General features: G+C 58.3%; 30 protein-coding genes. 13 read left to right on the top strand and 17 right to left on the bottom strand.

Annotated features, from left to right (window positions below):
- Window positions 1-25 precede the first annotated feature (25 nt).
- From MTR64_RS16265 to MTR64_RS16225, 9 genes are all read left to right on the top strand, one after another.
- Window positions 26-799, top strand: coding sequence for a hypothetical protein (locus MTR64_RS16265; protein ID WP_188821287.1), 774 nt, complete (start codon window positions 26-28; stop codon window positions 797-799).
- A gap of 294 nt (window positions 800-1,093) precedes the next feature.
- Entirely contained in the window at window positions 1,094-1,354 is a 261-nt protein-coding gene (locus MTR64_RS16260) for an AbrB/MazE/SpoVT family DNA-binding domain-containing protein (protein ID WP_243995491.1), read from the top strand.
- A complete protein-coding gene (locus tag MTR64_RS16255; protein ID WP_243995488.1) occupies window positions 1,347-1,742 on the top strand; it encodes a type II toxin-antitoxin system VapC family toxin in 396 nt (131 codons plus the stop codon). Before MTR64_RS16260 ends, MTR64_RS16255 begins: the two co-directional genes overlap by 8 nt.
- Window positions 1,739-1,981: a hypothetical protein gene (locus tag MTR64_RS16250; protein WP_098108337.1), complete on the top strand. Its 243-nt coding sequence runs from the start codon at window positions 1,739-1,741 to the stop codon at window positions 1,979-1,981. The genes MTR64_RS16255 and MTR64_RS16250 overlap by 4 nt, the downstream gene beginning before the upstream one ends.
- A gap of 27 nt (window positions 1,982-2,008) precedes the next feature.
- The gene (locus MTR64_RS16245; RefSeq protein WP_243995487.1) at window positions 2,009-3,271 is read left to right on the top strand and encodes a hypothetical protein; all 1,263 of its coding nucleotides are present in this window, start codon (window positions 2,009-2,011) and stop codon (window positions 3,269-3,271) included.
- A 10-nt stretch (window positions 3,272-3,281) separates the two neighbouring features.
- Window positions 3,282-3,809: a hypothetical protein gene (locus MTR64_RS16240; RefSeq protein ID WP_243995486.1), complete on the top strand. Its 528-nt coding sequence runs from the start codon at window positions 3,282-3,284 to the stop codon at window positions 3,807-3,809.
- A gap of 26 nt (window positions 3,810-3,835) precedes the next feature.
- Window positions 3,836-4,783, top strand: a complete 948-nt coding sequence (locus MTR64_RS16235) for a site-specific integrase (protein WP_098108394.1) — start codon at window positions 3,836-3,838, stop codon at window positions 4,781-4,783.
- On the top strand, window positions 4,783-5,619 hold the full coding sequence (locus MTR64_RS16230; protein ID WP_243995580.1) for a GIY-YIG nuclease family protein: 837 nt from the start codon (window positions 4,783-4,785) through the stop codon (window positions 5,617-5,619). Before MTR64_RS16235 ends, MTR64_RS16230 begins: the two co-directional genes overlap by 1 nt.
- A 120-nt stretch (window positions 5,620-5,739) precedes the next feature.
- Window positions 5,740-6,087, top strand: a complete 348-nt coding sequence (locus MTR64_RS16225; RefSeq protein WP_229710496.1) for a hypothetical protein — start codon at window positions 5,740-5,742, stop codon at window positions 6,085-6,087.
- Between the two features lie 3 nt (window positions 6,088-6,090).
- On the opposite strand, the gene MTR64_RS16220 is transcribed toward MTR64_RS16225, so the two are convergent.
- Window positions 6,091-6,438, bottom strand: coding sequence for a hypothetical protein (locus tag MTR64_RS16220; RefSeq protein ID WP_098108342.1), 348 nt, complete (start codon window positions 6,436-6,438; stop codon window positions 6,091-6,093).
- Between the two features lie 85 nt (window positions 6,439-6,523).
- Here MTR64_RS16220 and MTR64_RS16215 point away from each other — a divergent pair, with 85 nt between their 5' ends.
- A complete protein-coding gene (locus tag MTR64_RS16215) occupies window positions 6,524-7,090 on the top strand; it encodes a UPF0149 family protein (protein ID WP_243995485.1) in 567 nt (188 codons plus the stop codon).
- A gap of 42 nt (window positions 7,091-7,132) precedes the next feature.
- Window positions 7,133-7,765, top strand: coding sequence for a hypothetical protein (locus tag MTR64_RS16210; RefSeq protein ID WP_141521624.1), 633 nt, complete (start codon window positions 7,133-7,135; stop codon window positions 7,763-7,765).
- A gap of 18 nt (window positions 7,766-7,783) precedes the next feature.
- On the opposite strand, the gene MTR64_RS16205 is transcribed toward MTR64_RS16210, so the two are convergent.
- Together MTR64_RS16205 and MTR64_RS16200 are read right to left on the bottom strand one after the other, a co-directional pair.
- Window positions 7,784-8,251 carry a hypothetical protein gene (locus tag MTR64_RS16205; RefSeq protein WP_098108345.1) on the bottom strand — a complete coding sequence of 156 codons (468 nt, stop codon included), beginning with the start codon at window positions 8,249-8,251 and terminating at the stop codon, window positions 7,784-7,786.
- 9 nt (window positions 8,252-8,260) lie between these two features.
- Complete coding sequence (locus MTR64_RS16200; RefSeq protein ID WP_098108346.1) at window positions 8,261-8,785, bottom strand: helix-turn-helix transcriptional regulator; 525 nt, start codon at window positions 8,783-8,785, stop codon at window positions 8,261-8,263.
- Window positions 8,786-9,462: 677 nt separating this feature from the next.
- Here MTR64_RS16200 and MTR64_RS16195 point away from each other — a divergent pair.
- Complete coding sequence (locus MTR64_RS16195; RefSeq protein WP_141521625.1) at window positions 9,463-10,155, top strand: hypothetical protein; 693 nt, start codon at window positions 9,463-9,465, stop codon at window positions 10,153-10,155.
- Here the strand turns inward: MTR64_RS16195 and MTR64_RS16190 are convergent.
- The gene (locus MTR64_RS16190; RefSeq protein WP_243995484.1) at window positions 10,152-10,937 is read right to left on the bottom strand and encodes a hypothetical protein; all 786 of its coding nucleotides are present in this window, start codon (window positions 10,935-10,937) and stop codon (window positions 10,152-10,154) included. The two genes, MTR64_RS16195 and MTR64_RS16190, sit on opposite strands and share 4 nt — an antisense overlap.
- A 133-nt stretch (window positions 10,938-11,070) precedes the next feature.
- Between MTR64_RS16190 and MTR64_RS16185 the strand changes: the two genes are divergently transcribed.
- The gene (locus MTR64_RS16185; protein WP_243995483.1) at window positions 11,071-11,268 is read left to right on the top strand and encodes a hypothetical protein; all 198 of its coding nucleotides are present in this window, start codon (window positions 11,071-11,073) and stop codon (window positions 11,266-11,268) included.
- A 10-nt stretch (window positions 11,269-11,278) separates the two neighbouring features.
- Here MTR64_RS16185 and MTR64_RS16180 read toward each other — a convergent pair whose 3' ends face one another.
- From MTR64_RS16180 to traC, 13 genes are all read right to left on the bottom strand, one after another.
- The gene (locus MTR64_RS16180) at window positions 11,279-14,110 is read right to left on the bottom strand and encodes a conjugal transfer protein TraG N-terminal domain-containing protein (RefSeq protein ID WP_243995482.1); all 2,832 of its coding nucleotides are present in this window, start codon (window positions 14,108-14,110) and stop codon (window positions 11,279-11,281) included.
- A 12-nt stretch (window positions 14,111-14,122) separates the two neighbouring features.
- The gene (locus MTR64_RS16175; protein ID WP_098108349.1) at window positions 14,123-15,565 is read right to left on the bottom strand and encodes a conjugal transfer protein TraH; all 1,443 of its coding nucleotides are present in this window, start codon (window positions 15,563-15,565) and stop codon (window positions 14,123-14,125) included.
- Window positions 15,565-16,368 carry a conjugal transfer protein TraF gene (locus tag MTR64_RS16170; protein WP_243995481.1) on the bottom strand — a complete coding sequence of 268 codons (804 nt, stop codon included), beginning with the start codon at window positions 16,366-16,368 and terminating at the stop codon, window positions 15,565-15,567. The genes MTR64_RS16175 and MTR64_RS16170 overlap by 1 nt, the downstream gene beginning before the upstream one ends.
- Window positions 16,361-16,699: a hypothetical protein gene (locus tag MTR64_RS16165; protein ID WP_098108351.1), complete on the bottom strand. Its 339-nt coding sequence runs from the start codon at window positions 16,697-16,699 to the stop codon at window positions 16,361-16,363. Before MTR64_RS16165 ends, MTR64_RS16170 begins: the two co-directional genes overlap by 8 nt.
- A gap of 41 nt (window positions 16,700-16,740) precedes the next feature.
- A complete protein-coding gene (locus tag MTR64_RS16160) occupies window positions 16,741-18,573 on the bottom strand; it encodes a conjugal transfer protein TraN (RefSeq protein WP_243995479.1) in 1,833 nt (610 codons plus the stop codon).
- A complete protein-coding gene (gene trbC, locus MTR64_RS16155; protein WP_098108395.1) occupies window positions 18,570-19,304 on the bottom strand; it encodes a type-F conjugative transfer system pilin assembly protein TrbC in 735 nt (244 codons plus the stop codon). Before trbC ends, MTR64_RS16160 begins: the two co-directional genes overlap by 4 nt.
- A gap of 8 nt (window positions 19,305-19,312) precedes the next feature.
- Window positions 19,313-20,326 (bottom strand): conjugal transfer pilus assembly protein TraU, encoded by a 1,014-nt coding sequence (traU, locus tag MTR64_RS16150; RefSeq protein WP_373290160.1) that lies wholly within the window; start codon window positions 20,324-20,326, stop codon window positions 19,313-19,315.
- Window positions 20,313-20,594, bottom strand: coding sequence for a hypothetical protein (locus MTR64_RS16145; protein WP_098108353.1), 282 nt, complete (start codon window positions 20,592-20,594; stop codon window positions 20,313-20,315). The genes traU and MTR64_RS16145 overlap by 14 nt, the downstream gene beginning before the upstream one ends.
- The gene (gene traW / locus MTR64_RS16140; RefSeq protein WP_098108397.1) at window positions 20,591-21,169 is read right to left on the bottom strand and encodes a type-F conjugative transfer system protein TraW; all 579 of its coding nucleotides are present in this window, start codon (window positions 21,167-21,169) and stop codon (window positions 20,591-20,593) included. Before traW ends, MTR64_RS16145 begins: the two co-directional genes overlap by 4 nt.
- Window positions 21,170-21,243: 74 nt before the next feature.
- Window positions 21,244-21,780 (bottom strand): S26 family signal peptidase, encoded by a 537-nt coding sequence (locus MTR64_RS16135; protein WP_229710484.1) that lies wholly within the window; start codon window positions 21,778-21,780, stop codon window positions 21,244-21,246.
- On the bottom strand, window positions 21,758-22,327 hold the full coding sequence (locus MTR64_RS16130; RefSeq protein ID WP_098108399.1) for a TrbI F-type domain-containing protein: 570 nt from the start codon (window positions 22,325-22,327) through the stop codon (window positions 21,758-21,760). The genes MTR64_RS16135 and MTR64_RS16130 overlap by 23 nt, the downstream gene beginning before the upstream one ends.
- A gap of 142 nt (window positions 22,328-22,469) precedes the next feature.
- The gene (locus MTR64_RS16125) at window positions 22,470-22,832 is read right to left on the bottom strand and encodes a hypothetical protein (protein WP_188821196.1); all 363 of its coding nucleotides are present in this window, start codon (window positions 22,830-22,832) and stop codon (window positions 22,470-22,472) included.
- Window positions 22,829-25,393: a type IV secretion system protein TraC gene (traC, locus tag MTR64_RS16120; protein ID WP_098108400.1), complete on the bottom strand. Its 2,565-nt coding sequence runs from the start codon at window positions 25,391-25,393 to the stop codon at window positions 22,829-22,831. Before traC ends, MTR64_RS16125 begins: the two co-directional genes overlap by 4 nt.
- Window position 25,394: the final 1 nt, after the last annotated feature.

Here is a 25,394-nt window from a genome sequence, read left to right as displayed (position 1 = left end):
GGCTTGCTCTAACTCACCAGACGCCATGCTCAAGAAAGGTGACCCCAAGGTCTGCGCCTCGGACGAGATTCTCGAGCAAGTATATAGTATTGTTAAAGATAATGCACTGTCTCCGACCAATGTAAATATTTCCCCCGCTGAGTACGAAAGTAGCAAGCAAGGTTGGATCAGCAAACTGAAACTCAGTGCCGATAATGTCACAAGCTCATCAGTCGACACAGGAAATCAAAAGATTTCGTGCTCTGGAACGCTTACTTTATCAGCTGCCGATATAGGTGAAACTGTTAGCGCGCCTCTTGAGTTTGAGGTGCAGGCCAATCAGTCAGATCAAAGAAAACCGATCATCGTGGTTAACATGGGGCCGATTCAAGGACATATTTTCTCGATCCTGACCTCGATCGCCAAACCGGATTTTGACGCCGCTCAAGATAAGCTTGACGCACAGGAAGATGCATTAGTTAAACAGGATGAGGATTTAGTCCGCGACACTCCAGGTGCTACCGAGAAATTGCAAGCGAGATCTAGAGAAAATCTAGTCGCAAATTTATTCAGCGAGCAGGAGCTGGCCCTTATAGATCGGATCTACCTCTCTCATATGATGTGCATGAGTACGGATGCGCGTAACCGCGACGCTTTCTGCCGGAAAGAAAGAAGGCTGAACAAGGAAGCTAAGGAAGCAGACTTGTGCAGCACGGCAGGCAATGAATGGTATCACTGCTCGAAGGAAGCCGAGTTACAGCAGCAGCGCGACGCTCTTCAACAGCCCGAAAACGCAACCCCCTCAAATTCTTCCGAGTAGTGCCAAGAGGGTCGTCATACCTTGAAGGCCACTTTCAAAATGGTCGTCCGTGAAAAAGCCCGCGATGTCGCTGGCGCGTGTGCGCGTGTGCGCGTGGGGTTTCCTAAAGATTTGCGATGCAGTCCAATCTTCAGGGAATCTGAAGCACGAAAATTTTGCCACCACCTATGTCCGATAACATTCCTTATCGGACATAGGTGGGGGGCTTCAATTTTACACCAATCCTGTTTTGTTCTGGCGTAAAATCGCCACGTGATGTACACTGTCACTCCGCAACCAGCCAGGACATTCGCCATGACCATGCACAGCGTCAAGATCACCAGCGACGGGCGCATCCAGATACCGGCCCAACTGCGCCGGGAAATGAACCTGCGTGCCGGTGAGACACTTAATCTCGAACTGCACGACGGCACGCTTTCGGTGCGGCGCCCCTCCAAGACCCTGGAACGCATCCGCGCCAGGCTGGCGCCTTACCTGGCGCCGGACGCGGATCTGCAGGGCGACCTCAAGGCGATGCGGATCGAGGATGCGCAAAGGGATACCGGGCGTGGCTGACAAGATCCTCGACACCTCGGTTCTCGCCGCGTTCGTCCTTGGCGAACCTCATGACGTGGACGAGAACGAGCTCCTCGCCGGCGCATGCATGTCGGCGGTGAACCTCGCCGAGTTTCGCGCGGTCCTGGCAAAAAACGGCGTCGCCGACGAAACCATCGCTGCAACCGTGCGAGACTTCGCCTTCAAGATCCTGCCTTTTGGCGATGCCGAAGCAGACATCGTTGGCAAACTGATCGGGCCGGCGCGGAAATTGAACATCGGCCTCGGGGACTGCGCCTGCATCGCCACGGGCCAGATCGAAGGTCTGACGATCTGGACCGCCGATCGCGACTGGCTGAAACTCGAGGCGCCCGGCGCCGAGATCAAACTCATCAGGAACCAGACATGACCCGTCCCGCCCAGGATATCGAACTCGTGGCGCTGATCCGGCCCGGATCGGCGCTGGCGAGGAGCTGGAAGCTCGCCAAGCCGACCTACGGCATCTACCAGTACGACAAGGCCTTCGATCGCCATGAGCTCCGTTTCGGCGACGGCGCGTGGCAGAATCTGGAGCCCGAGCACATCCCCGACCTGGTGCTGCTCGAAGCCTACGGCACCGAACTGGTCGAGCGGCTGTTCGACGACTGATCCCGGCTGACCTCAGGAGCGCGCGTCATGACCCTTGATGAAGACGACGGCGATCATGGCTATGCCATGTCCGCGCATGTCGCGGCGCTGATCGAAAGCGAAGAAGACGAGGAGGCCACGGTCCGCGCCTTCATCGCCGACATCTTCACGCAGCGAATCCGATCGCACCATGCCCGCGCCATGGAAGGCCCGCGGTTCTCCGAATGTCTCGACCGCTTCATCGAGCGCGCACCGCAGATCATCGAGGTCGTCGTCATCACGATCGGGGTCGAGAGCTTCTCGATCCAGCAGGTGCAGCGCATCACCGACGATCTTGTCGAGCTCGAGGATCGCGAATTTGTCGCGCGCTATGGCCTCGAGGAGCTGTTCGCGGCGCTGACCGAGGCGCAAGCCGCAGGCGAACGCGATCCGGAGACACCCTACGAGGCCCTGGCCCGTCACCTGCGGCCCGACGATCCCGCTGCCGGCGCCCGCGAGGTCGACCAACTCATTCTCCTGGTGAAGCGGTTCCGCGGTGCGCAACACAACCGCCGGCAGATCGTCACGCTCGCCGCACCGCTCTTCCTGGCGATCGGGCTGACCAGTCTCGGCCTGCCGGCGCTCTTTCACGCCATCGAGCCGGCAACGCCCTTACCGCTTCCCACGCCCCCGCCGGGCGCCGCGACCGTCGTCTTGGCGCTCGGTGTCGGTCTGCTTTGGCGCATCTTCCAAGGGTCGGACGTGATCGATCCACCGCTTCCGGCGGCCGCCGCGCAATGGCTGGCGGCCCATGACCGGGACTATGGCCTGCGCTCTTGGGATGAGCTCTACTGGCCGACCGCAAAGCGCCTGGCGTGCGAGCGCACCTTCCTTGGGTTCGATTTCTGGAAGAAGGTCCCGCCGCCGGAAAGCGAGTGGCCCGAGATCCGCTGTGCCGACCCCGAATGGGATTATTGGGAGCATGGCCCCGGCAAGCCGGTGAGCGCGCGCTACTACCGGCCCTTCATGGCCCGCATCGAGCGCTGGGATCATCACGCGTCGCGTGTGCTTCTGGGCTGCCTGGTTCTCGTAATCGGCGCCGCGCTCGCGGACACTGTCTGGAGCATCCTCTCCCGCGATCATATCGGCCTGTTCGCCAATCCATCGTTGAAAGTCGGGGTTGTGCTGGTCGCAATGCTTCTGACGTTTGCGCTCGCGCATGGCGGTTTGCCACGGCTGCGTTGGCTTCCCCGCGCCCTGCGCCGCCACTGGTTCGGACCGCTCCCGGCCGATGCCGAAGCCTATCGCGACTATCTGCTCGGCCGGACCTGAGGCAACGATCGTGACGGGGGATTTTTCAGAGATCGCGCGGCAAGCAGGCGCCCGGATTGGCCCGATCGGCGGTCTGGCCGGCCTCTACACGTTTCTCGCTTCGCTCCACCGCCGGCGCCTGCGGGTCGCGGTCGATTATGTCAGCGGAACCGATCTCAGCGGCTCCTGGCATCGCTTCACGGTGACCAACCGCTCCGATCTCACCCTGACCTTTCGCACCATCGGTCCAGCCTGGTTCCTGAGCACGCCGCTCGGCCGCCAGTTCCTCGGTTTCACGTTCGATGCCGAAGACAATGATCCGCCCTTGACTATCCTGGGCGCCCACACTTCGATCGAGTGGCACATGAGCGATGACGACTGGCAATTGGCTTCTCCCGCGCGTCTGCGCGACCGTGCGCATCTGCGCGTCGGTGTCGAGATACCACGGCTTGGGCGTCTGGCGTGGATCAAACCGCGCCGCCCGACGTCCTGGGATCTGTCGCTGCGCGAGCGCACCATCCATCGCCTCTACGGCCTGTGGGGCGCGAGCCTGCCGTGAGCGACGAGCTGACGCCCCTGCCCCCGATGGCGACGTTGTCAGAGCGCCTCCACGCGGAAATCAAGACCGCGCAGGAGACGATGAAAGCCGCGCACGCCGGCGCCACGCTCCGCGCCTATGCGTCCGACTGGGTCAGCTTCTGCGAATATTGCGAGGAACGAAATTTCGAGGCGCTCCCCGCACACCCCGATGTCGTCGCGCTCTACCTCGAGCGGCAAGCCCGCGAGGGAATGAAGACGTCCACCGTCGGCCGCCGCCTCGCCGCCATCAATCGCTACCACCGCGATGCCGCGCTCGCACCGCCCTCCGCGCGCGACGCCGCAGGCACGATCACGACGATGCTGAAAGGCATCCGGAACACTTACGGGAGCAAAGTCCAGCAAAAGGCCCCGGCCGAGGTCGACATCCTCACGGGCATGCTGGCTACCATCGAGGGCATGGGCCTGCGCGCGGTGCGTGACCGCGCCATCCTGGCGATCGGCTTCGCCAGCGCGCTGCGCCGCTCCGAACTCGTCGCCGTGCAATACGAGGAGATGTCCTTCGTGAACTCCGGCCTCCGGATCTTCATTCCCCGCTCGAAAGGCGACCAGGGTGCGCAAGGCACGACGATCGCGGTGCCCAACGGCCGGTCGATTCGACCCGTAACCCTGCTGCGGCATTGGTTGCACCAAGCCGGCCATACCGAGGGCCCTGTGTTCCGCCGCCTCACCCGGTCCGACACCCTCACCGATGCGCCCATGACCGACAAGAGCGTCGCGCGCCTGGTCAAAGCGGCTGCGGCGGCCGCCGGCCTCGATCCCGCGCTCTATTCGGCACATTCGCTCCGTGCCGGCTTCCTGACGTCAGCCGCCGCATCACGCGCGAGCCTTTTCAAGATGAAGGACCACGCGCGGCACAAATCGCTCGATACCGTTGCGGGTTACGTGCGCGACGCCGCCCTGTTCGACGATCATGCCGGAGACGAATTCCTTTGATGCTGCTCTTCACAGATCTCCTGGCCAAGGCAGGCTTTAGCCCGGCCGACGTGCGGCTCCTGCGTCACCAGACAAAAGGCCCCAACGGCCGCACGCCCTATCTCTTGTGGCGGGATCAGAAACCGGCCTTCGAAGACTACCAATGCGTACAATCGACGCATAATCGCACCAGCCTCGCCGCGCCCATTTGGGCAAGCTTCGTCGCTCCACCTACGGGCGGCACGCTGTTTGCCGGACTCTATTCGGCAAAGCGTATCGGGCACGCTGGCGAGCACTGGATCGATCCCTTGCACGGCGTCCCGGGCAGCACACTCACGAGCCACGCTCTCGATCGCTACGAAACCGAACCAATTCCGGACCTCGCCGACTACGCCGGCCGGCTCTGGATCGATTGGGGATCCGGAACCCGTTCGTGGGTCCAGCGCGCGGACCGCCAAAACAAGACCATTTGCGAGTTGACGCGCGCGTTTCGCGAAGACGCCTTCCCGGGTTACACGCATTTTCTCGCGCGGATTTCTGAGCTTCAGGGCTTGCCGGCGACCTGGGTGACCGCTCTCAGTGCCGCTCGAGGCGTCTACTTGCTCACGTCATCAAGAACGAAGGAGCAATACGTCGGCTCGGCGACTGGAGCCAATGGGTTTTTTGGACGCTGGCTCAACTACGCGCAGGACGGTCATGGTGGGAATCTCGGCTTGAGGAGCAGCGAACCAAGCGATTATCAGGTCAGTATCCTCGAGGTCAGCGGATCCGCCGCTACTCAAGACGATATAGTAGCCATCGAACAGCTCTGGAAGCGAAAGCTTCAAAGCCGGGAAATGGGGCTCAATCGCAATTGAGCTGCTCCGTCCTTGACCATCACCGGCATTCGCAACGAATAACCCTTCCCAATGCACCCATAGGCACCGGACCACCCCCACGTCACAGATCGTTCTTTTTGGGACTCGTGGGCTGATTCCATGGTGAATTTCGTCGCTCAAAATGAGACTCGCGATTGTCGTCATTCGATACGTATCCCGGATCTGATCCGGACGAAGATCGCTCGCGGTGCAACCAGCGGCGAGTGGCCCGCAGCTCACTTCCGACTTTCTCGTCACCGCCTCTACATGCTACATCGACGTATGGCACACGAACTCGATGACATTCGAGCCCAAACCGAATGCCCCAATTGCGGCATCGTCATTTCGGTGAGCTACAAGACCCTTCGGCTTGCACGAACGGTGGAATGTCACGGATGCGGCGAGACAATTTCGCTGATCGACGATACTCCGATCAGCACAATCCAGAAACTGATCGACAACGTTTGACGGTCACGAAAGCGTTGGTCGTTCATAGACCGGAAACTGCCCGAGGTTGGATAGGGCGGATTGCCATATGTCGATCGGAATTGCGTCTGGCAGCTCAAACTGGATTGCCTCCGCGAGCTTCCCCCAAACCTGTTCCTCTTCCGCAACCAGCACCATGCGCTCGTCCCTGAAACCAAGGGCAAGAACAAGCATCGTTGATTGCTCGACAGGTATCCTCGCTGCTTGGATGTCGCTGACCGCGTCCCAAGGTTCGACCCACGTGCGTTCACCGTCGTGTAAGAACACGCCGTCGGTGTCGACATTGATGATCCGCACGACAGGGAGCGATGATGTGGCCGTCGATTCCGTCATGATTCTCCGACTCCTGACAATCCGATTCTAGAAGGCTATAATTGAGGCAGGCGCACAAGGGCCTCTGCTATGGAACGTTTTGCATATGTCATGGGACGATATCGAAATTTGGCGCGCGGACGCCCCTTTGACCCGCCCCAGTTCCTCTGCGGTCGACGGATTTCTCACAGGTTCAATACTTTCATTCGATGAAAGTGACGACGACGCCACCATCAATGCGATCATCGGGGCCGCGGAAGCAAGTGCGCCTGCGAACAAAAAACAAAAGCTGGCCGCCGAACATCTTGCCCATCGCCTCGATGAAATCAGGCGCGCGCTTTCTGACGAACGTAACAGCTATGCACCAATGCTAACGCTGCTCGATAACGGTGACATCGACCTGACAGAATGGGCTACCGGTTTCCTGGAAGCCGTGGGCCCGGATCTCGACCTATGGCTATATCTGTTGCAGGGAAAACGCGAAGCAGGCCAGTTTGGCCTCATTGGCGCGCATGCTGCAGGTCCGATGGGACAAGCCGCCCGAGAATGGATTGCCAAACACGAAGATCACGACCGGCTCAACGATATCGTCTTGAGGCAATGGGAATTCATTCCCAGTCTTCTGCGAACGCTCTATCGCACGAGACTTGCAAATGCGGCCAACTCCAGATGACGCTGCAAACCTCTACATCGCTCACGTATGCGGAGACACACCTTGCCGCCCCGCTTCCGACGCCACCGGCCAAAACCCCTCACAGATTTCGTCGTTTCGTTTGATGCAGCCCGGATCGAGCACGTCATCGCGGCGAACGATATGCGAGACGATCTCCCACCGCTTGTGGTAGCAACGCAGATAACGGCATGCGGTGCAGATTTCATGCACAATACAGCCCACCAGCTCAGCATACTGGCGGGCGACATAGATAGCGAAGTAGCCGCCTTTGAATCGCTCGTATTCTGCGCTTACCGGACCCGCATCGAGTTCAGTTCCATCCCCACGGCAATCGATCCACAGCAGATCACATCAATCTTCCAAGACGGCTTCAACCTATGTGTCGACGCCGTCGAAGAGAAATTGAACCGGCCAATTCGCGCGCTGTTTCAACAACGCCTTTTGCAATATGCCCAAATCGATCACCCAGCACGGGCCCAAGCGGACAAGTTGTTTTCACAGCTCTACGCCGCCGTCAAAGGGGCTTCAGAACCGATCGCTGACTACGGCAAGTGTGATCTGAGCGAGCGCGACATGAGGACGGCCACATTGTTCGTTAACGCATTCTCGATAACGGTGCCGGTTGAAGCTGCAAAAGCGATCCAGGGAGCACTATCCCACCGCGGCTTTGTATAACCCTGCGGCGGCCTCCCATTAATGTCGAAACTGATCCCAGTCTTGCCAGTCAGCTCCAGACGTCCCGCGCTTCACAGCTTGAATGTGAAAGGCCGTCGCAAGCACCATCAACACCACAACGATCGCCGTTGGCGTCGAACGGGTGATGGCATAAATCTGCTGAGCCATATCCAGTGATACCCAACGCGCAAAATGCGCACCGAGGCTAAGCAATTGAAGTGCAGTCGCCCAAAGCGGCCAAATTCGGCGCGCATTAAGCGCGAGAATGCCAAACCCGGCGAAACCCACGACGTCGGTCACCAGTGACCCGAGGTCGACAGCGTCGAAGCGGCTACTCCGCATAAATACCAAAAGCGAAAACTGCAGAACCGCCATCGCCACAACAGTTGCCGCACCCAATCGCTCAGGAACGCCTCCCTTCCAAAGGATAAAAATCAAGGCGACGACGAACGCGACCCAATAGATTTGCCTTAATTCTTCAAGCACCGATGTCCCCTAACCCGGCGTAAATAGACGCTGCAGCGCGTCGGCAACGGCTAAGCTCGACAGCAACATGAGCGAAATGAGTACGGCGATAACGAAAACCAGGACCACCCGCCCCGGCTTCCCGAATCTGTCGTCCACCCAATCCAAGCCGGCCCCATCGCGGTTCGAAATATCAAGCCAATCCCGATATGGTCGAAAACGCCGAGGCTTGGGCAAAACAAACATCGCTTGAGCATCAACGATAATCTCTCCTGTGTCGGCCCCCGTGACCGAGGAGTCCACGCCGAGCGTTATATGTGTGCTTTCTCCACATATGCTGGTCGCCTCTTCAAAGAGACGCGCGGTCTCTTTTCGGTTCGACGTACCCCATTTGTCCCGAACAGCCATAATCCGCTGATCGACGGTATTTGGCGATAGCCCAAGCTCGCGGGCGATCTCTTTCGTCGTTTGATGATGACTGAGCAAAACAAGCACTTCCGTCTGCTTTGACGTCAATTGCGCCAGCAAATCCTGTGCCTTCTGGGGGGTCAGCATAATGCTCGAAATCCAACAGCGTCATCCCCGCGAACGCCGTTCACGCTCCCGCCATGTCGCAAGATATTAACCAAACGAAGCCGCAATGCTTGGTCCTCATGTTCCCGCGCGCGCCATTTCCTATCTTCATTATGGCATAAAACCACATATGAAAATTTTGTAATAGTGGTGGTTTTTTCATATGCGCCACCACCATAGGTCAAATCACTGCACTAATTTTTGGCGTTGATCTCCCATTATATCATCGCGAACATAACACTGAACCCCGACTGCCGGGGGATTGGATTGGACCGCCGCGGGCAACGACGTGCCTCGACGTTCCCGCACCAAAGTGGACAACCGCAACATGTCTCAGGCGATCCCGGAATTCGAAGATGCTCCAATTCCTTTTACGCCTTCCTTAAGGCACGAGGGCGTTCCAGACGTGCACTTTTCGGACCTTAAATCTCTGCTTTCAGCATTCGACGACTTCGAGCGAACCCAGGACACTCGGGGCTTGCCTCTCGAAGCCCTTGAGACGACATGCCAACGCGTCCTGGACGCTGACCCATTTGAACCCCTCGCTCTAGCGATGCGCCGTATTCTAGGCCATGCAAGAGAGATCCTCTCGCTAGGCTCCTGATCTGACTCACATAGCTGATGCTTGGCAACGAGAGACGGTATGCTAACCCGAGCGCATGACCATCAATCTCGAACTTGAATCGTTCTATCGTGAAGCCTCCGAAGGCCTCTTGCCGTCGCGCGATCCCAAAATAGAACGCATGAAATGCCAGATCGCAAACTGCGAGCTGGCGATCGAGCCGGTCAATCCGACAAAACTGGCAAAGATGAATGATGAAGGCGAGGAATGGGGTAACGCCGCGTTCGCAACACTACGAGCAAACGGCTTCATCGACCACCATTCTGGACATTTCACATGGACGCGCTTGGACAATGAAAGTCGCGTTCGCGAATTTGAGATTCTTGCTGCAATCGAAGCCGTCGTGTTACTGCGGAGCCAACGCCTCGACATGGAGCCACTTGTTCCATCGTTGGAAAAGCAAATTGAGTTAATCAGGAGTCAGACCGGACGAGCGCACGCGTTGGAAACCTGTGTTCAAGCGCAAATGCTGCTACTCATGCTTGTCGCATCTATGAATGCGACCGAACTATTCCGTGAATATGCCTCGTTGGCCAAATCGAGTTGGGTTTACGCCTGGTCTGCTTCACTAGGGGCAAACGCAATTGAAGCTATGTGCTCTCGTGCAGCCGATATTGTGAAAGCCGTAACCAATCACGACGGATTAGCGGCCGCACGGGCGGTCACAGCCCTGCGCGGCGTTCACCTCGACACTCAATGCGAGGGAAAATCCGGCGTCCCTTTGGCCTAAACGCTAGCACTCACAACATAGGCCTGGGCCGCGTCTCCGGTCTCCACCAGCGGCAACATTATGGGGTGAGCAAGGTGGACTAGTGGGAGTGTCCTGGCCCTCAAATCGGCTTCCCGCACGCGATTGTGATCGGCTATTCTCGATCGATCCAGGATGATCTCCTCGCCGCCAAGCAAAACTTCAGTGATCGATGCTCGGACACTCAGCCATATCGCGATGAGATCCAGTCGCCCATCGGGCAAGCAAAAACCCGACGCCGACCGCAACTCGCGCAACCAAAGCAACCCGCCTGCATCAGCAAGAAGATTCCAGAGAATTCTGAAAAAGGCCTGAGGCAAGAGACGATTAGCTACCTCTCCGATCGTCCGGCGCTCGCCTGCACCAAAGAGCACGGCCAAGCACTCCATCGATTTGAGATAATAGCGCTCATCGCTGAATGCCCAAGCGTTCATCTCGCCGGCGAGCTGGACGAACTTGGCCAATCGATGACCGCTCTCCCGTAACAATCTCGTGCAGCAAATTTCGACGAAAATCTCCAGACGATCGACCCCTGCTTCGATCATGCAGGGCGTCCACAACACGGGCGAAAACGATTTGTGCTGCTTTCTGAGGTAACCGTCGGTCGCAAGCGCATTGAGAACGCCAAGTATAGCGCTGTTTGAGAGTCCGCTTTCAGCGGAGAACTGTTTGGTGACCAAACGCTTCTCCGCGGCGAACTCGCCAGCGAGGAGACGCCGGCGTAAGTCGAGATAGAAATTGAGCGGCTTGTCGGTCGGCATCATTGCCTCAGTCATGGTCTGCAATCCGTAACCGCGATACCGGCTCACTGGCAAGGGCTGCCATACCTCCATTCGATTTGAGTACCACAGCTCCAACTGGATTTTTGGGCGAAGCTGTGGTACTCAAATCGAAAGGATGAAAATCATGTATGCTCCTTATGACGGCTCACCGGAAGGCAATGCGCTCGGATTGCTCTTAGATGCCGAGCGAGATCGCATTGCAGATGTTATGGTTGATCCCTTTGAAACGGCAGATGTTGAGCCTTCGCTTCTTCATCTCATCGTTTTCGTCGTAGCGGCAATCATCTTCCTAGCCCTTTGTGTAATTTACTAAGGGTCGAGGTCTAGTCGCCTCGATCCTTTTCCTCAAACCATCTACGGTTCTGTTTGTCTGTTACCTGTTGGCCGAGATCCACAGCGCCTTGAACCGCCGACGTTCTGTTCGCTTCAGCTGAATCCCGTCGACCTTCAATCGACTGACGACCAGAACTGATCGCCTCCGCAACCTCGTCAGCCAATCCACTGGGGTCCGATTTGTCCCGACGGTGCCCTATCCCTCCGTGGCCGCCTAAGCTCGACCGTAAATCAGACTCCGAAAAGTTACCCGGGCCGTCCACATGTCCGCGCAATTCAGTAGGTGAAATGAACTCATCCCGCACAGGCGCCATAATGCTGTCGACATAGTCGCGTGCAATTCTGTCGACGATCATGTCGCGCGCGCGCATTTGCGTCGGCGTCAAATCCACGGACTGAAGCGATGGCGCGCCAAGGGCCCTGAATTCGGCGCTATGGGCATAGTCCTGATACCGGCTTGCCACGATTTGCGACATGTCCTGCGAGAACTGCGCACCACCGCCTTCTCGGAGTGTCCAGGTCGTACCCAGACTTCGCGATGCTTCCTCGATCTCGGCCAGGTTGTGGTCAATCGATCGAATCTCCTGAACCGTCCTGTCGCGAAACGATCGCGAATCCGAATAGCCTTCGCGCTGCGAGAAGGTGCCCGATCGCGCAGACGCCTCCTCCTGATGCCGAAAGTCTTGGCTAGCCTCCTCACCTTGGCGGCTAACGGACCCCGAACTTACACTGGCGCGGTCGCTACGCGATTGTGAAGCACCATCCGTGAAATATACCCCATCGGATGCATCAACTGAATAGTTGCCAGAAAGGGCGGCGTTTCCAACACCTGCACCGCCAACTTTGCCAATCTTGCTACCCTTTCCACCTCCCTTTGGGCCGCCGCCGGGAAGACCGACAGATCCTCCAAGACCCCATGTTGTATTCTCAGCAGAGCGGTACTGATCCTGCGCCAAGCGAGTAGCTTCAACGCCCTGCCCGATATCTCTGCTGGACCCGACCTGATCAGTTACGCCCTGATTTGACGAGTAGCCTTCTCCCTTGGAACTGCTCGAGCCTTGGCTCGTAGAGTTTTGTGAACCACTCGACGACCGGAACCCCGTCGATTCGCTAAAGCCCATGCTCTCGAGTGCCGCAACGCGCTCCTGGCGAGCATGGGTCAGCTGTGTACGGCGCGTTTCGAGCTCTGACGCGGCCTGGCTGATATCCGCCATCGTCGAACGCGTGACACTCGGATTGAAGCCGAGGCTGCTGATGCCCGGCCGGTTGTCGAAGATCGCAGTCCCATCAGATGTCTGACCAAACTGTGTGCCGTTGGGGTTCGTAAAGGACGAACGCGCGAAACCGCCCTCAAAAGAAGGCGCCGTGTTCCAATGATCGCGCTGCACGACGTTGCCAGTCAGATTTTGATAGCTCTGGTTGCCATAGGCGTAATTGCCGGTAGTCCGTTCGATCGCGGCAGCCTCGGCTGCCGACTGCGCCGGCGCCAGCATAGAGGTCGCCTGGCTCGACACCGCCATGGCCCCGCGCGCCAAGCCGGCCGCCAAGAAGGGAATCGACATCATCAGGAACCCCGCGATCGTCGCCGTGTCCGAGTTCACAGCGTCGATGCCCTCCATCGTCGCCATCGTGAAGCCCGTGGGCGCGGCCGCGGCCATTGCAGCTTCTTCACGCCCCATGATGAACATGTGAAGAACCGCATAGAGCGGGCCCCATGCGGCAAGGTAGAAGAAGCCCGTCAGGTAGCCCTGGAGCGCGCTCACGCCCGACTGAGGCATCAGGAACAGCGGGAAAATGACAGGGAACATCGCGTAGAACACAACCGTAAGCACGATGTTGAGCAGCGGAACCCACGTCATCGCCTGCTGCGCGATCGTCACATAGGTGTTCTTCGCCTGGGTCTCGGCGCGCAGCATCGCAAAGGTGTCCCCGTCAGTGCTGGACAGGTTTGCCCGCGCCTCGAGAAACGCGTCGGTTAGAGCCCTCTGCTGAAAAATCTGAGCGGCCGTCTGACCAACGCCATGAAACTGCGCCGCCACTTCGGGCAGATCGGCTTCCAGCTTGTTCTTGGCCGCGGCAGCGGTGAGATCTGGAAAGATGCTGCGCGCCGCAGTCGAGAGCTCAGTATCAGTGGCTGCAGGAACGCCTGCAGCCCCGGCGAGTGTGTTGTAAGCTGCCTCGCAGGTCACGATGCTGGTTGTGTTGTCGGCATTCCAGAACGTCATAGCGCGCGCCGGCGAGCCTGGTCCCATTGCGGCCAGCACGTCCGCCGAATTCATGACATCGCCAATATCCTTCTGCCCGAGCAAGAAGTCATAGAACAAGCACTGCTTGTCGTACTCGGTCAGATTGGCGTGGACGCGAGGATCGCGGAACTTGAAGTCTCGAGTCTTGTCGTACAGCCGCGCGCCATAAATCATCCCATTCGTCCGATACTCGAGCGTGTCCGGCATCACGAATACGGTCTCTGCCTGCTGGGTGAGCCAATCACCGATCTGGCTTGAAAAGGACGCTATCGCCGCAAGACCTATCGGAACGTTGGCCACGACAGCCGGCGCCAGACCGGGGTTGATCCGATCCGTCACTTTGACGCTCGTGGTCGGGACGATCAGCGCCATGTACATGAGCGTCGACGACAGGAACCACGAGAACCAGGCGCGCCAATTCAAGCTGAACGCCACCACGAGCAGCACGTAGGCAAAACCGATCACCATCGTTACCCGGAGCATGGCCCGAAAACCCCCTCCCCCGGTCCATGCGGCAACCGCGTTGAGGACATTGACGATGTACTCGCCGCCCCCGATGGTGAAGATCTCAAGCATGGATCGCCTCCGTCAGTTCAAGCCCTGGGCAGCCGCCCCAGATCTGAATGAAAGTGCCGCGGACATTTGCGGAGAGATTGTGTTTCGAAGTGTTCGCTCCAAAAACACGGCTCGATCGACAAAGATTTGGGTCCGCTGGAGACGCTCGTTCATCGAATAGCTGTAGCTATCGATGACCGAACTGACGTTCTGCAGCTGGTCGCGCCACTGCTGCAAGGTCGCATCGTCAGCTTCGCTGAACGATCCCTGCGCCTTCTGTACGTAGCTGTAATATTCCCGGACAATCGTTTCGAGCATGTCCATCGCCACGATCTCGGCGAGGCCTTGAATGTCGGCTTCTGTCATCCCTCCGAGCTGGGCTGCCGCGTTGACGGTAATAATCTTGTAGAGAGGGACGCTCGTACCACCGAGAATGCCGACCTCCTCGGCCGTCAGCGCTTCGTTGGTGCGAACCTTGTTCGCCATCGATCGGATTAAGGTGGCGATACGAGGCTGAAGAGCCTGACTGGCACTGATGGTGACGGTATTCGAATACGAAGGATTGAGGCAATCGTCCGTCTCATCGCAGCGCAGAACCTTGGTTTCCGTCGAACCGACCAGTAGAGCCTGGATCAAGTCGCGGTTTCCATGTCCAAAGTACTTGATGGTGCCGTTGGCATCGTCCGAATCGGCCCGCTGGTAGACGATCGTCCCGACCAGCGTCATCAGATATTCCTTGAACTCCCGATCGAACGACGGGTAGCTCTTGTTGAGCATGTGCCAGGTATAGTTGTAGGACTTCGACGGGATGGTATCATCGCCATTCTTATTGAGCGTCTCCGTTCGCTCCCCGCCAGCATTGCAATCCTGCCTCGCCTTCGCCCAATCGGTCGCAAAGCCCTGACTGTTCGCTATTGCCTTGCAGACTTCGGAATCGCGCCCCTGATTCTTACCCCATAGACCAGCAACCAGCCCCTGCGCCGCCTCGCAGGACGAGATGTTCATCTGATTGAGCTTCTCGATCTTCTGAGCCATCTCCTCGATGGTTTGCGAGATCTGTGGGCTGATCGACTTGATCGCCAACTGGAAAGCGAAACCAAGCGCGTTGCTCGCCACAGCTTTGAGCATCGCCACGATCTCGTCCGTATTAATGAACGAAAACGCCCCGCCGAAGATGTCGATGCCGCCACAGCCCGCCTTTACGCTCGGCAGCTGGACGTTGACCGGGTTGATGTCCTTGTTCTTGAAGCGCGTCCAGACGCCGCCACCCGTGTAGTACCCGGCCGACTGGCCCTGAAAAGCCGTCGGACCATATGCGTTGCCGGCACCGCCCATATCGTTGAAGAAATCGTTCAATTCCGTGCCCACATTGGCAAATGTCTGAACGGCGCACATCTGCGATGCTGTAAGCACCAGCACCGCAATCCTCACACGCTTCCGCCACGGGGCGCGCCCGCGCCTGTCGATCCCGGCCATCAGTAATCACTCCCTGGTTCGGTCTGCGTGAGTGTGAAAATCCGGTCCATGACCTCATCAGCAGCCATTAAACCGTAGCCGATCGGAATTGGCCGCTTGGTCTGGGTATCGAACAGAACAAGCGCCGGGACCTGATCTCCCGTCAGCCCCATCTTTCGATATTGGCCGGTGTCGACCACATAGTGCGGAAACTGGTCGTTCGGCCCGCCGTCCATGGAAACGGCAAGAACTTCGAGCCCATACTGATCTGAAAGTGATCGGACGATCGGACCGAAGACACGGCAAGCTGAGCACGCTGACGAGTAGAAATAGAAGACCCCGTAACGCTGCGACAGCTGCGCCATCGTCGAGGCCTTTGCGGCCTTGCGATCCTCCATCCAGGTTCGCTTACCAAGCGAATTTATCGGGCGCTCAAACGTATAGTCGAGCTCCGGATTCTGCCAAACCGTCCTTCCCCAAACATCGGCAAACGTCGAAGCACGATCCAACTGCGCGCGCTGATAATGCATATATGCCGCCAGGTTCTCGGTCGTCGGATTGAGAATGGCCCGCGCCTTGAGTTCATCGAGCTCTTCGCCAATGGCTGCCAATTGCTTGACTGCAGGCACCGCACTCGGCGTCTCTAGCAAGGTTGGATCCTTCTCCTTGTCAGGATCACAATAGAACCAGCTCCCTAGCTTTCGCTGCTCACAATAGAAGACATCGCGAACTGGCCCTGTGTCCTCCGCAAAGGTTGGTATCGCCGCGGCCGCCTGCGAGATAATAAGCGCGACCGCCGTCACACCATGAAGCGTTTTACGCATCGTCCGACTCCCGCGTCGTTGTGAGTAGATTGAGAATCATGCTGACGTTCAGAAGGCCCAGGCCCCGATCGATCATTCTGATGCAGCCGCCGTAGAGCGACGTCACAGCGTCGATTCCGTGCGGGGTGAGCCGATACTCGCAGAGCGTTTCGTCACCGCGGCGCACGATCCCTTTGGCGATCATCGTGTCGAGCGCGGCCGATACGTCCGGAACACGCACCTTGCGCTGGAACCAGTCGGAGAGAACCTCCTGCAGGTCTTCATCAGTTGAAATCTTCTGGCGAGAAATCGCATTAGCGACCGCCAGCTCGAACACGCTGAGATCGGGCACCCTTCGGTCAAAATGGATATGAGAAACGTCAGGCATCAACGTCATGACCCCCCGTGCAACTTGTAATATTCCTCGATCTTGTTCTGGATCTCGATCGACGTCTCGACTTCGTCGGGCACCTTCGCCGCATCAACGAACTCGTCATAGACTTCGGTGAAATCCATCTGCGACAGATCGAGTTGCTGAAACTCTTCGACCGTGAAGCCTTCGCAGTCGGGGTTCTTTGCCGTTCCCCAACTCATTGCGAGCTGCGCGCGCCCCTGTTCCTGAAGGATCCGGCTCAACTTGCTTTCAAAGCAGCAATAGCTCTTGCGCTTGCTGGTGCAGACCCCGAGGATCTTGTCGGAACAATATGTCCCGACATAGTGGCACAGCCCCATCCGGTCCTTCACATCGAGCAACTTTTCGTCGTTCGAGCACAGGAACATCGTCAGGAACGGCGTAGCCAGTGCCGCGATCGCCGTGGGCCCGCCCGCGATCGCGGCGGCGCCCGCGGCTGTTGTTATGAGGCCCGAAGTCTTGCCTGCGCAGCAATTGACCAAACCGAATACCGGCTTGTGACACCCTTCCTTGGCCCCATTGAACAGCGTCAGGTTATCTGGGTCGAACTGATCTCGGACATCGCCCATGGTCTGCACCGCGACCATGGCATCCTTGAATTCAGTAGATGCCTGCCGCTCAACCTGCATGCATTCGCCGTTGATGCAATAAAGATCGCCAGCGCACAGATAGGCCTGCGGATTTGTCGTGCCGCTCGCCGGCGTGACGCAGCGATACACGTCATCGTAGACATTGCATGACCCGTCGTCGTTTTCGCTCAGGCATTCCTTGTGATCAAACGTACATTGGGCGTTCGCCTGCAGCTCAGAACAGTCGTTGGCTGCCTTGCGCTCCGTGCACTGAAATGTCCGCGTCCAGGCCCAGCATGGCTGCGTTACGTCGACGCCGTTGATGTTGCGAGTCACCGGATCGCTGTCGCTGCAAACTTCGCTGCCCTGTTCAGCGCACTGCGCGTTGCCGGCGAAAGAAGCACAAGCAGACGTATTTCTGGTGATAACGGCGGGCTTTACCGTCTCGCCCTTCGACATCCAGAACGCCCCTGTCGATGGAACGATGCCCGTAAAATAGGCGGAAGAAGCCGCCGTAAGTCCGGAAATTTCCTGCGTACATTCAAGTATCTCGGTGCTGTAAGAAGAGTCCTTGCAATCGCCTGCAGCCTTGTATCCATAGAGACTCACATTACCACAATAGGAAAACGTTCCTTTGCTTTGACAGGTTCCAGACGTGACATATGAATTGAACAGCGAGCGTTTGGCATATGGACCTCTGTCCGCTGTGTAATAAACCCATGTCGTTATCTTCTCTACTTCAACATTTAGGGTCTCAGTGCACGTTTGCGTGCTCGTGATGATCTGGTCGCCCTCATTACATGTCTCGAAATACGTCGATGATGTCGTGCCGTCATTGGGCAGAGGCTCGCAATTACCGGTCGATCCGCCTGCCGAAAGGCCCGTTCCAACATATGCCTCCGGATCATATTCGATATCCTGAGCCGTGGAGAGGTCGATCGTTGCGGGGTCAAACTCCGGCCGCGAACTGTCGATAACAACACCGTAGTCCGGGTTGGAATATCGCTCGGAAATGCCCGCGTCAGTCAGTCCATCGGGGTCATCGAGATATTTCGACGCGTCAATGGCGCTGCCGCCGTAGCCAGGAACATCATTTTCGCTTCCCTCAGCTACCGCGCCGCTCGCCTGTGCGTCACGAACTGACTTCGCGAAATCTTCGCCCTGCTTGAGCGCGTCCGCCTGCGCCCAGCCAGGAACGGGTGCCAACAGCAAAACTGCTACAACAAAGGCACGCCAACCAGTCATTGCCGCGGTGTCAGGTTGGCAAGAGCGACACGCGCCGCAGGCGCACCAGGCCCCCTGCCCTCAACGAATTCCTGGAGAGCATAGGCCAAGCTGACGTTGCCCGAGATCCTGTCGTGTGGAGGCGCCGGAGTTACGCAGTCAAGCTGATCGCACGGCTCGAAATTCGTCGACGCCGCGACGATGGTGGGTACGCGGTCGACCTTGAACGCCCGAAAGAGCCGCGGATCGATCGCAATGTTCGACGCCGATTTCTGGTCTACTACTCGAGACAGCGCCTCGACAAATGGCTTAGGGCCCTCAGCCGAAAATCCCCGGAAGATCACGACACCGCCAGCTTTCGTCGTATCGGCGATCGTTCGGCGAAGCGATTCCCCTGGCATCGACAAACTCACGAACGCCATGATTAGCGGTGTCGATTTGGGCCCAGCGACGGTGCTCTTCGCGCCTGCCACCAGCTCATCCAGATTTACCGGACCTTCGCTCTTACCAATCGCACTCACATCAAGATCGGCGATCCGATCCCGGGCATTGTCGACCACCTCTCGTGCCGCAGCGGCCGGTGGATCGCCTTGGCCAGTGACGAAGTCGAACACGTCCTGCGCGTCCTGACGCCCGTTTTCCGCGCGCTTCTCCACAGCCTGCAAATCAAGCCCGTCGATCGTCTGCGCCAGTGCAGCGCTCACGATCCCGATCGCCAATACACCGCCAAGACCAACCATCGATTTGCGCATTTTCGTCCTCACAACACGCAGCAGTTACGCTTGCGCCAAAGTAGAAAGCCCATGTCTTCACCAGTCACTGGGTAAGTCCTCGCGGCACCGGGCAGCAAAACCGAACCGCCGATCGGGGAACAGGCCTCGCGCCCCGACACCATTGGCGTCGGGTTGACTTGCTGCAGCCGGTACTGACTCTTTTTGAGGATCGGCATGACATACTTACCGCACAGCGCCTTCGAACCCATCGTTCCCCATGCAAGCGCTTGGCGGTGCATCTTGTAGACCATGCGCTCTGCCGCCAATCGTCCCGACTGGGTCATACCCACGCTCGCACCCACGTTCCCGTTGAGCGGATACATCGACCCCTGGCAGCCATCACACCAAAACAGTTCATTGAGCGGCAGATGTGCCGTCGCGGCCACGCAGTCGGCCGCGCAAGCCGCCTGAGCTAATGGATTTGCAAAGATCAACGCCTCCGGATTAATCAGCGTCGTCAAGGTGTCGTCCTGCCAAAGCGGATCGATCTCGGTCATGTAAGCGATGTCGAAGCTGGCCTGTTCGAAACACACGAAATCCGTCAGGATCTCCAGCCAATAAAGCAGTGGATAGACGTAGTAGTGGACATGATACTTCGCCGTGTCAGTCCCGCCGTTCGAGCCCACATTGGCGGCATATCCACTGCCCATGGTCAAACCCGGTGACAACTTGATCCCACCCAGGTTCGGAAAACAGAAAGGCTTCGTCGTCACATCAATCAGGCGTGCCGGCTCCCAAAAACCCATTGCGACGCCAATGCGCGGAATGGGTGATCCGCACAGGCAGATGGGCGAGCTCGGATTGCTGGTGTCCGCTCGCGAAGAAGGCCAAATTCGCAGACCGCCAACGGATAGCGGGAACATGCACCCCCAGCACACATCAGTGATCGGATTGACAAAGCTTCCTGAGCAACTGCCTGTCGGAACTTGCGCGCGCGCCGCCCCGGGGATGATCAGGAGCAGGCCGAGAATGGCTTGGACAATCCACCTAGGCATCGTCATCGCAGCCGTCCCCGGAGAACAAATAGGCGTCGTCCGCTGCATTTTTCGCTCGAGCCCAAAAGAGGCCCTGGACGAGCACGAAGGCGCCGAGACCGGCAAACAACGCAGCCGCACCTAATTTCGAAACCGATACCGCAAGCGGCCACAGCCAGGTCAGGATAGCGACAGCGACGAGCGCTCCTATGAGCCGGCGTCGCGCAGAGCGAAGTTGACGCGTTTCCGGCGCCGCCATCGGATACGGCATATGCTTTTCGATGAACTTCCTCATGACCCCTGCCCCGGCTTGAGTGCAACTTCACGCACGATGAGTAGCTTGCCCTTTTGCTCGACGAGCGCAGGCGTATGTTCGATGCCGAACTTACCGGTGAGCGTGCCAGCCTGGTCGAAGTAGAACCGGCGCTGCTTGGCCTTCATGAGATCAAACGGAGACCCGCTGACCATGATGATCTTTGCTGCGCGTTCATCGCCCTGTCCAAGGGCCCACGACACCTGGGCTTCGTCGTCACCATCAATGAACAATAGCTTTTCGGACATTGTAATCTTGTCGAGGGGATTGATCCGCTGACCAGCCACCGCGATCAGGTTGCCCTTGGCGTCCCTAATGTCGCTCTCTAGAGTGATGGTCGGATCATATTCCCAAGTACGGCTCTCCGTAGCCGCGACCATCCCGGCGACAGGCGTTGGCCGCATGACTTTTGCCTTCACCCGCTCAGCGAAACGTGCGTTCAACTCGTCCAGCTTTCCGCTGGCCTTCGCCGCTTCGAGCTTCGCCTTGATCACGTCGAGAAAATCTGGCTCGATGATCGGCCATGCCTCGCCCACTTGCCCATGATCCACGGCCATCGCCGCGTGGAGGCCCGGCAAGCCTGCACCGCCGATCGCACCAAAGAGAGCGACTGCCGCGAGTGACCGAATCCTCACAGCACCGGGCTCCCAACGCCAGCAATGCGGTCACGGCACACAAAGCCTATCTCCGCATATCGGCTATCAAACCCGTCCTTGTGACCACTTCCTGCATAGACGCACCCATCAGGAATGCGGCCAGTCGGCCCCGCGGCCAGCGGGTCTCCCTTAAGTGTGAATGGCTTGAGCCGAGCGACCTTGTGACCGTTCACCAGGACGTCGCGGCCAACGTGCTCGACAACGTCACCGGGAACCCCATACGCAATCTTGGCGAACGCCGGCGGAGGACTTCCGAAATACTTGAGGACCATTGGATCGCGGCCCGGGTTGAAGATCACATAGTCCCCCCGGTGCGGGAATTGTCCTGCGGAAACCAGAAAGGCCCAATTGGGAAGCGACCCGCTTTCATTGATCATGAAGGCGTGCGTCCGGCTCCAATGGGAGAGCGACTGGCCGGCTACAGCAAGAACACACAGCCCGCCGATCGCCGCCATCTTGGCCCGAAACGACAACCGAACCGGCCGCGCCTTATTGTCTATGACGATCGTCACCGTGACCTCCGTTGCTGGCCATGAAGGATTCCATGCCCTGCTGTACCGGCGTTATGGCGGCCACCTTGGGCATGGGCACCTGGGCATAGACCTCGCTCTTCACTTGCGCTGTGATGTCCGGGATATCGCCGCCGACGATCGCTTCGTTCACCAGCACGATGCGGCCATCCTGGCCTGCGGCAGCCACAGCCTTGTCGAGCACCGCCATGAATTGGGCCGTCTGCTGCGCGGCCGTGCGATCGTCGCTCCCAGACCGGGCTTGCGCCTGAAGATACTCGGCTATCACACCCTGGAGTTGAAGCTTAACGAACCTGTCTTTACCCATGCCGTCATCGAGGAGGCTCTTCGTCACCCAGGCGCCCCAGACAAGGCAAACGGCCAAGCCGACAACCAGAGCGGCATCTTTCAGCTTCAGTCCCCCGGAATTTTTTGGCCGCTTCGCTCCCCGAGCAGACGCGCTGGCCGACGATACAGGTGCGCTTCTATGCTTCGCAACCAGCCCGTCTTCGGGAGAGCTCGCAGATCCGGCGCCGAGCTGGACTGCCATCGCTGAGGCATCCCCCCGGGAAGCTTCATCCTCGATGGCGCACGATGCTCCAGCATCCGCAGCAACATCCCCCTCTCTACCGCCTAGCAGGTCTCCTTCCATATCGCCCGATTGCAATGATAGGACCCCTGCAAGACCTCGCTTAACTCGCTGTGTCATCGTCAAATTCCTTCAGGAGAATGTGCGCCAGTGATTGCCGGCGAAAAATGCCAGCGAGTGCGAACACGACTGCCAGCACCCACAGGAGAATTGCATCGAACTGATGCTGCCGGGCTGCATCGGCCGTGATGTAGCGCGACGACAGATTGGCCAGCTGATGCATGAAGCCTTCGAGCGAGAAATTCGCGACGGCACACAGCGCCATCGTGACTGCACCGACCGCCACCAAAGCGTTGACCGAGACCCAACCGAGCAGCCTCAAGCCAGTGGCGAGAAACGATTGCGCGAACGCTTTAATGCTGGCCTGCGCGTTCGGGCGAGGAGCAGTTCTTGCGAACGCCATCACTCCGCTGCCTCCCGCAGGCCATCCTCGACGACATACCGGTTCGGAAATGCGACCATCTCGATCGCCTGCGCCATCGGATATCCGGCAGTGACATGGTCCTCGATCTTCGCGAAGACATCGGGACTTGAGGAGTAGAGCGAGGCGGAAAAGGCGTCGAGCACGAGGCGGCAAACCGTCTCGGTTTCCGGCCCGCGAACCAAAACGTCCGAATATTCGACGCCGTTGCGCTTCAGGGAACGCAAAAGCGCCTCTGTGTAATTCGACATCTCAAATCGATCGGACTTGCGGAAATCGGCGATGGTCTCCGATTTCTGCTGCAGGATCACGAACCAGTCGGAGTTCTCGAGGGCAGCGCGCGATCCGTCGGACTTGTAATAGTCATTGATAGACTGTGTCGCGGTGATCAATGACGCACCGTATTTGCGGCATGTGCGCGCATAGGTTTCAACGAAATCCGCCATGGCGCCGCCCTTCAGCATCTGCCAGGCTTCATCGATCATCAGCGCCTTGGGAATCGAGCGGCTCATGCGACGCATCGTCTGTGATGCAACGAACATGATCGACGTCAGTACTACGCCCCTTAATTCCTCGCGCGAGGCGAGATCGGAAAGCTCGAACACCGTCAGGTCAGCGGTCAGATCGAGATTGTTGTCGCCGACGAAGAAGCGGCCATATGTCCCTTGCTGCGAAAAGGGCAGCAGCGACGTCGCCAAGTCCCGCGCGTAGTGGTGCGCCTCTCCTTCGAGCGCGGTGATGATATGATCAACCGTGCCGTCCCGGTTGTGCTCGGTCCAGACCGTGTTGACGGCTCTGTCGATCAAGCCCCGCTCGGTATCATTCAGCCTGTTCTCGTTCCGCGCCATCTGGGCAATGATCGCCTTGAGCATCGCCATGCAGTCCACGAGGTAATCCTCATCCTGCTCAGCAACTTCTTGGTCGATCATCCGGAACGGATTGATGGAGATCCCCGACGAAAGCTTGAATTCGCTGAATGTGCCGCCCAACGCCTTTGCCATGTGCTCGAACGACCGTCCGTCGTCGATCACGATGACCTTTGCTCGCACACCGGCAAGACTTGCAGTCAGATCCTGCAGAAGCACGGACTTTCCCGAGCCGGACTTTCCCGCGATGGCCACGTTGTGGTTGCCCGCCTTGTTCTGGAATGGAGACCAGAACTGAGGCTGCCCCCGTCTACCGATGAAAAGCACATGCGGAATTTCGCCGCCGACATATTCACCCTGAAGCGGCGCAATCGCCGCCACGTTGGACGACAAGAGTGTGCGAAACCGCTTCATACGCTCCAAATCGGATTGCAAACCGTCAGCAATCATCAGCGGGAAGTGCGACATGAACGCGGGGAGCTGAATATGGGTCTCGTCGATGAGATCCCACCCGGCCGCCTTGTACATGCCCTTCACAAGCCGCTCGGCGGTTTCGGCCGTCCCACGCGGCGCAATGATACTGAGCGTATAGTATGTACGGATCAACTTCTCGCCCGATTTCACCCGGTCCTGGACCATGCGCCACTCGGCCGCCTGATCCTTGATCTTCGGAACCAGCTTGACGCCTTGCCCTTCCGACAGCGATTGCGTGCGCGCGAACTTGAACCCTGCCTTGGCCTCGGATGCCTCGACGCCCGGAATCACGCCGCAGACCGATTGAAGCGTAGGACATGGCAGGCAGAGCTTTGGGTTGAAGATATCGCCGATGGTCTTCTGGGTGTCCCATGGTGCCCAGCGATCGGGAAAATTGCGGATCGACATCGTTCGAACGTCAAACCGCTCCGGAACGAAATCGTCATACTCCGGCACGCCGTCAACGACATTCCCGGTAGGCCGCAAAGATTGCGCGTGGAGAAGCAACCGATCTTTCTCGACATGCGTCACAAGGTCGCGCCGGATGCACTGCTCGTTGATCGGATCGAAACGATTGTAGCCAGGCGCATCATCTCCCGCCCCTGTCGACGCGCACAGAATCTCGTCAAAAAAGCGGATAAGGTGCACAGGGCCCAGATGTCGCACCGGCACATTGATGGAATCGAGAGCCGAAACGACGCCTTCGCGCATCGTCAGCAGGTCCTCAACTTTCAGTCCGGAACCATCCGGCGCACCGACTGACAGCAACACGCGAAAGTTTCGCAAATTGAATGGCCCGTCACTCGCGAGACTCTTCCATGCCCCCGACCGCAGCTTATCCGCTCGATGACGTGCGAGCGTGCCGAATACTCCGCCCGCCTCGATCCGAGGCAACACCCATTCAGTAAGCTTCTCGGAAATGCGCGGACTGGCATAATTGACAATGCTAAACGCACACCCTGGCATGAGAACGTCGGAAAATATCGTACCGACCATCTCGGCTGTCCGCTCATCGCCGCCGATCAACGGCGCCAGTTCAAGCACGAAGCCTTTGGACCGAACCTGGTAGAAGAGCTGCCTTTCGTCGTCGTAAGAACGATATCCCAGGAAATTCGACAACATCGGGATCGATGCCGGCCGCATCGTCTGTTCCGGCTTTCGCCGATCGCCCAACATCAGTTCGGTCAAGTTTTCGATGATGCCCATC

This window comes from Novosphingobium album (ex Hu et al. 2023), from assembly GCF_022832385.1.
GTDB classification, from domain to species: Bacteria; Pseudomonadota; Alphaproteobacteria; order Sphingomonadales; family Sphingomonadaceae; genus Novosphingobium; species Novosphingobium album.
The sequence above is the reverse complement of the archived record's forward strand: the minus strand, read 5'-3'. Positions and strand labels throughout refer to the sequence as shown.

Bases quoted from the DNA above. Each gene is read 5' to 3' on its own strand.
- MTR64_RS16230 (WP_243995580.1), top strand. From the start codon at position 4,783: ATGCTGCTCTTCACAGATCTCCTGGCCAAGGCAGGCTTTAGCCCGGCC.
- MTR64_RS16235 (WP_098108394.1), top strand. From the start codon at position 3,836: ATGGCGACGTTGTCAGAGCGCCTCCACGCGGAAATCAAGACCGCGCAG.
- MTR64_RS16250 (WP_098108337.1), top strand. From the start codon at position 1,739: ATGACCCGTCCCGCCCAGGATATCGAACTCGTGGCGCTGATCCGGCCC.
- MTR64_RS16170 (WP_243995481.1), bottom strand. From the start codon at position 16,368: ATGCGTAAAACGCTTCATGGTGTGACGGCGGTCGCGCTTATTATCTCG.
- MTR64_RS16160 (WP_243995479.1), bottom strand. From the start codon at position 18,573: ATGACTGGTTGGCGTGCCTTTGTTGTAGCAGTTTTGCTGTTGGCACCC.
- MTR64_RS16195 (WP_141521625.1), top strand. From the start codon at position 9,463: ATGACCATCAATCTCGAACTTGAATCGTTCTATCGTGAAGCCTCCGAA.
- MTR64_RS16225 (WP_229710496.1), top strand. From the start codon at position 5,740: ATGGTGAATTTCGTCGCTCAAAATGAGACTCGCGATTGTCGTCATTCG.
- MTR64_RS16175 (WP_098108349.1), bottom strand. From the start codon at position 15,565: ATGGCCGGGATCGACAGGCGCGGGCGCGCCCCGTGGCGGAAGCGTGTG.
- MTR64_RS16215 (WP_243995485.1), top strand. From the start codon at position 6,524: ATGTCATGGGACGATATCGAAATTTGGCGCGCGGACGCCCCTTTGACC.
- MTR64_RS16190 (WP_243995484.1), bottom strand. From the start codon at position 10,937: ATGATGCCGACCGACAAGCCGCTCAATTTCTATCTCGACTTACGCCGG.
- MTR64_RS16185 (WP_243995483.1), top strand. From the start codon at position 11,071: ATGAAAATCATGTATGCTCCTTATGACGGCTCACCGGAAGGCAATGCG.
- MTR64_RS16200 (WP_098108346.1), bottom strand. From the start codon at position 8,785: ATGCTGACCCCCCAGAAGGCACAGGATTTGCTGGCGCAATTGACGTCA.
- traW (WP_098108397.1), bottom strand. From the start codon at position 21,169: ATGGCCGTGGATCATGGGCAAGTGGGCGAGGCATGGCCGATCATCGAG.
- MTR64_RS16220 (WP_098108342.1), bottom strand. From the start codon at position 6,438: ATGACGGAATCGACGGCCACATCATCGCTCCCTGTCGTGCGGATCATC.
- MTR64_RS16130 (WP_098108399.1), bottom strand. From the start codon at position 22,327: ATGGCAGTCCAGCTCGGCGCCGGATCTGCGAGCTCTCCCGAAGACGGG.
- MTR64_RS16265 (WP_188821287.1), top strand. From the start codon at position 26: ATGCTCAAGAAAGGTGACCCCAAGGTCTGCGCCTCGGACGAGATTCTC.
- traC (WP_098108400.1), bottom strand. From the start codon at position 25,393: ATGGGCATCATCGAAAACTTGACCGAACTGATGTTGGGCGATCGGCGA.
- trbC (WP_098108395.1), bottom strand. From the start codon at position 19,304: ATGCGCAAATCGATGGTTGGTCTTGGCGGTGTATTGGCGATCGGGATC.
- MTR64_RS16145 (WP_098108353.1), bottom strand. From the start codon at position 20,594: ATGAGGAAGTTCATCGAAAAGCATATGCCGTATCCGATGGCGGCGCCG.
- traU (WP_373290160.1), bottom strand. From the start codon at position 20,326: ATGACGATGCCTAGGTGGATTGTCCAAGCCATTCTCGGCCTGCTCCTG.
- MTR64_RS16260 (WP_243995491.1), top strand. From the start codon at position 1,094: ATGACCATGCACAGCGTCAAGATCACCAGCGACGGGCGCATCCAGATA.
- MTR64_RS16180 (WP_243995482.1), bottom strand. From the start codon at position 14,110: ATGCTTGAGATCTTCACCATCGGGGGCGGCGAGTACATCGTCAATGTC.
- MTR64_RS16245 (WP_243995487.1), top strand. From the start codon at position 2,009: ATGACCCTTGATGAAGACGACGGCGATCATGGCTATGCCATGTCCGCG.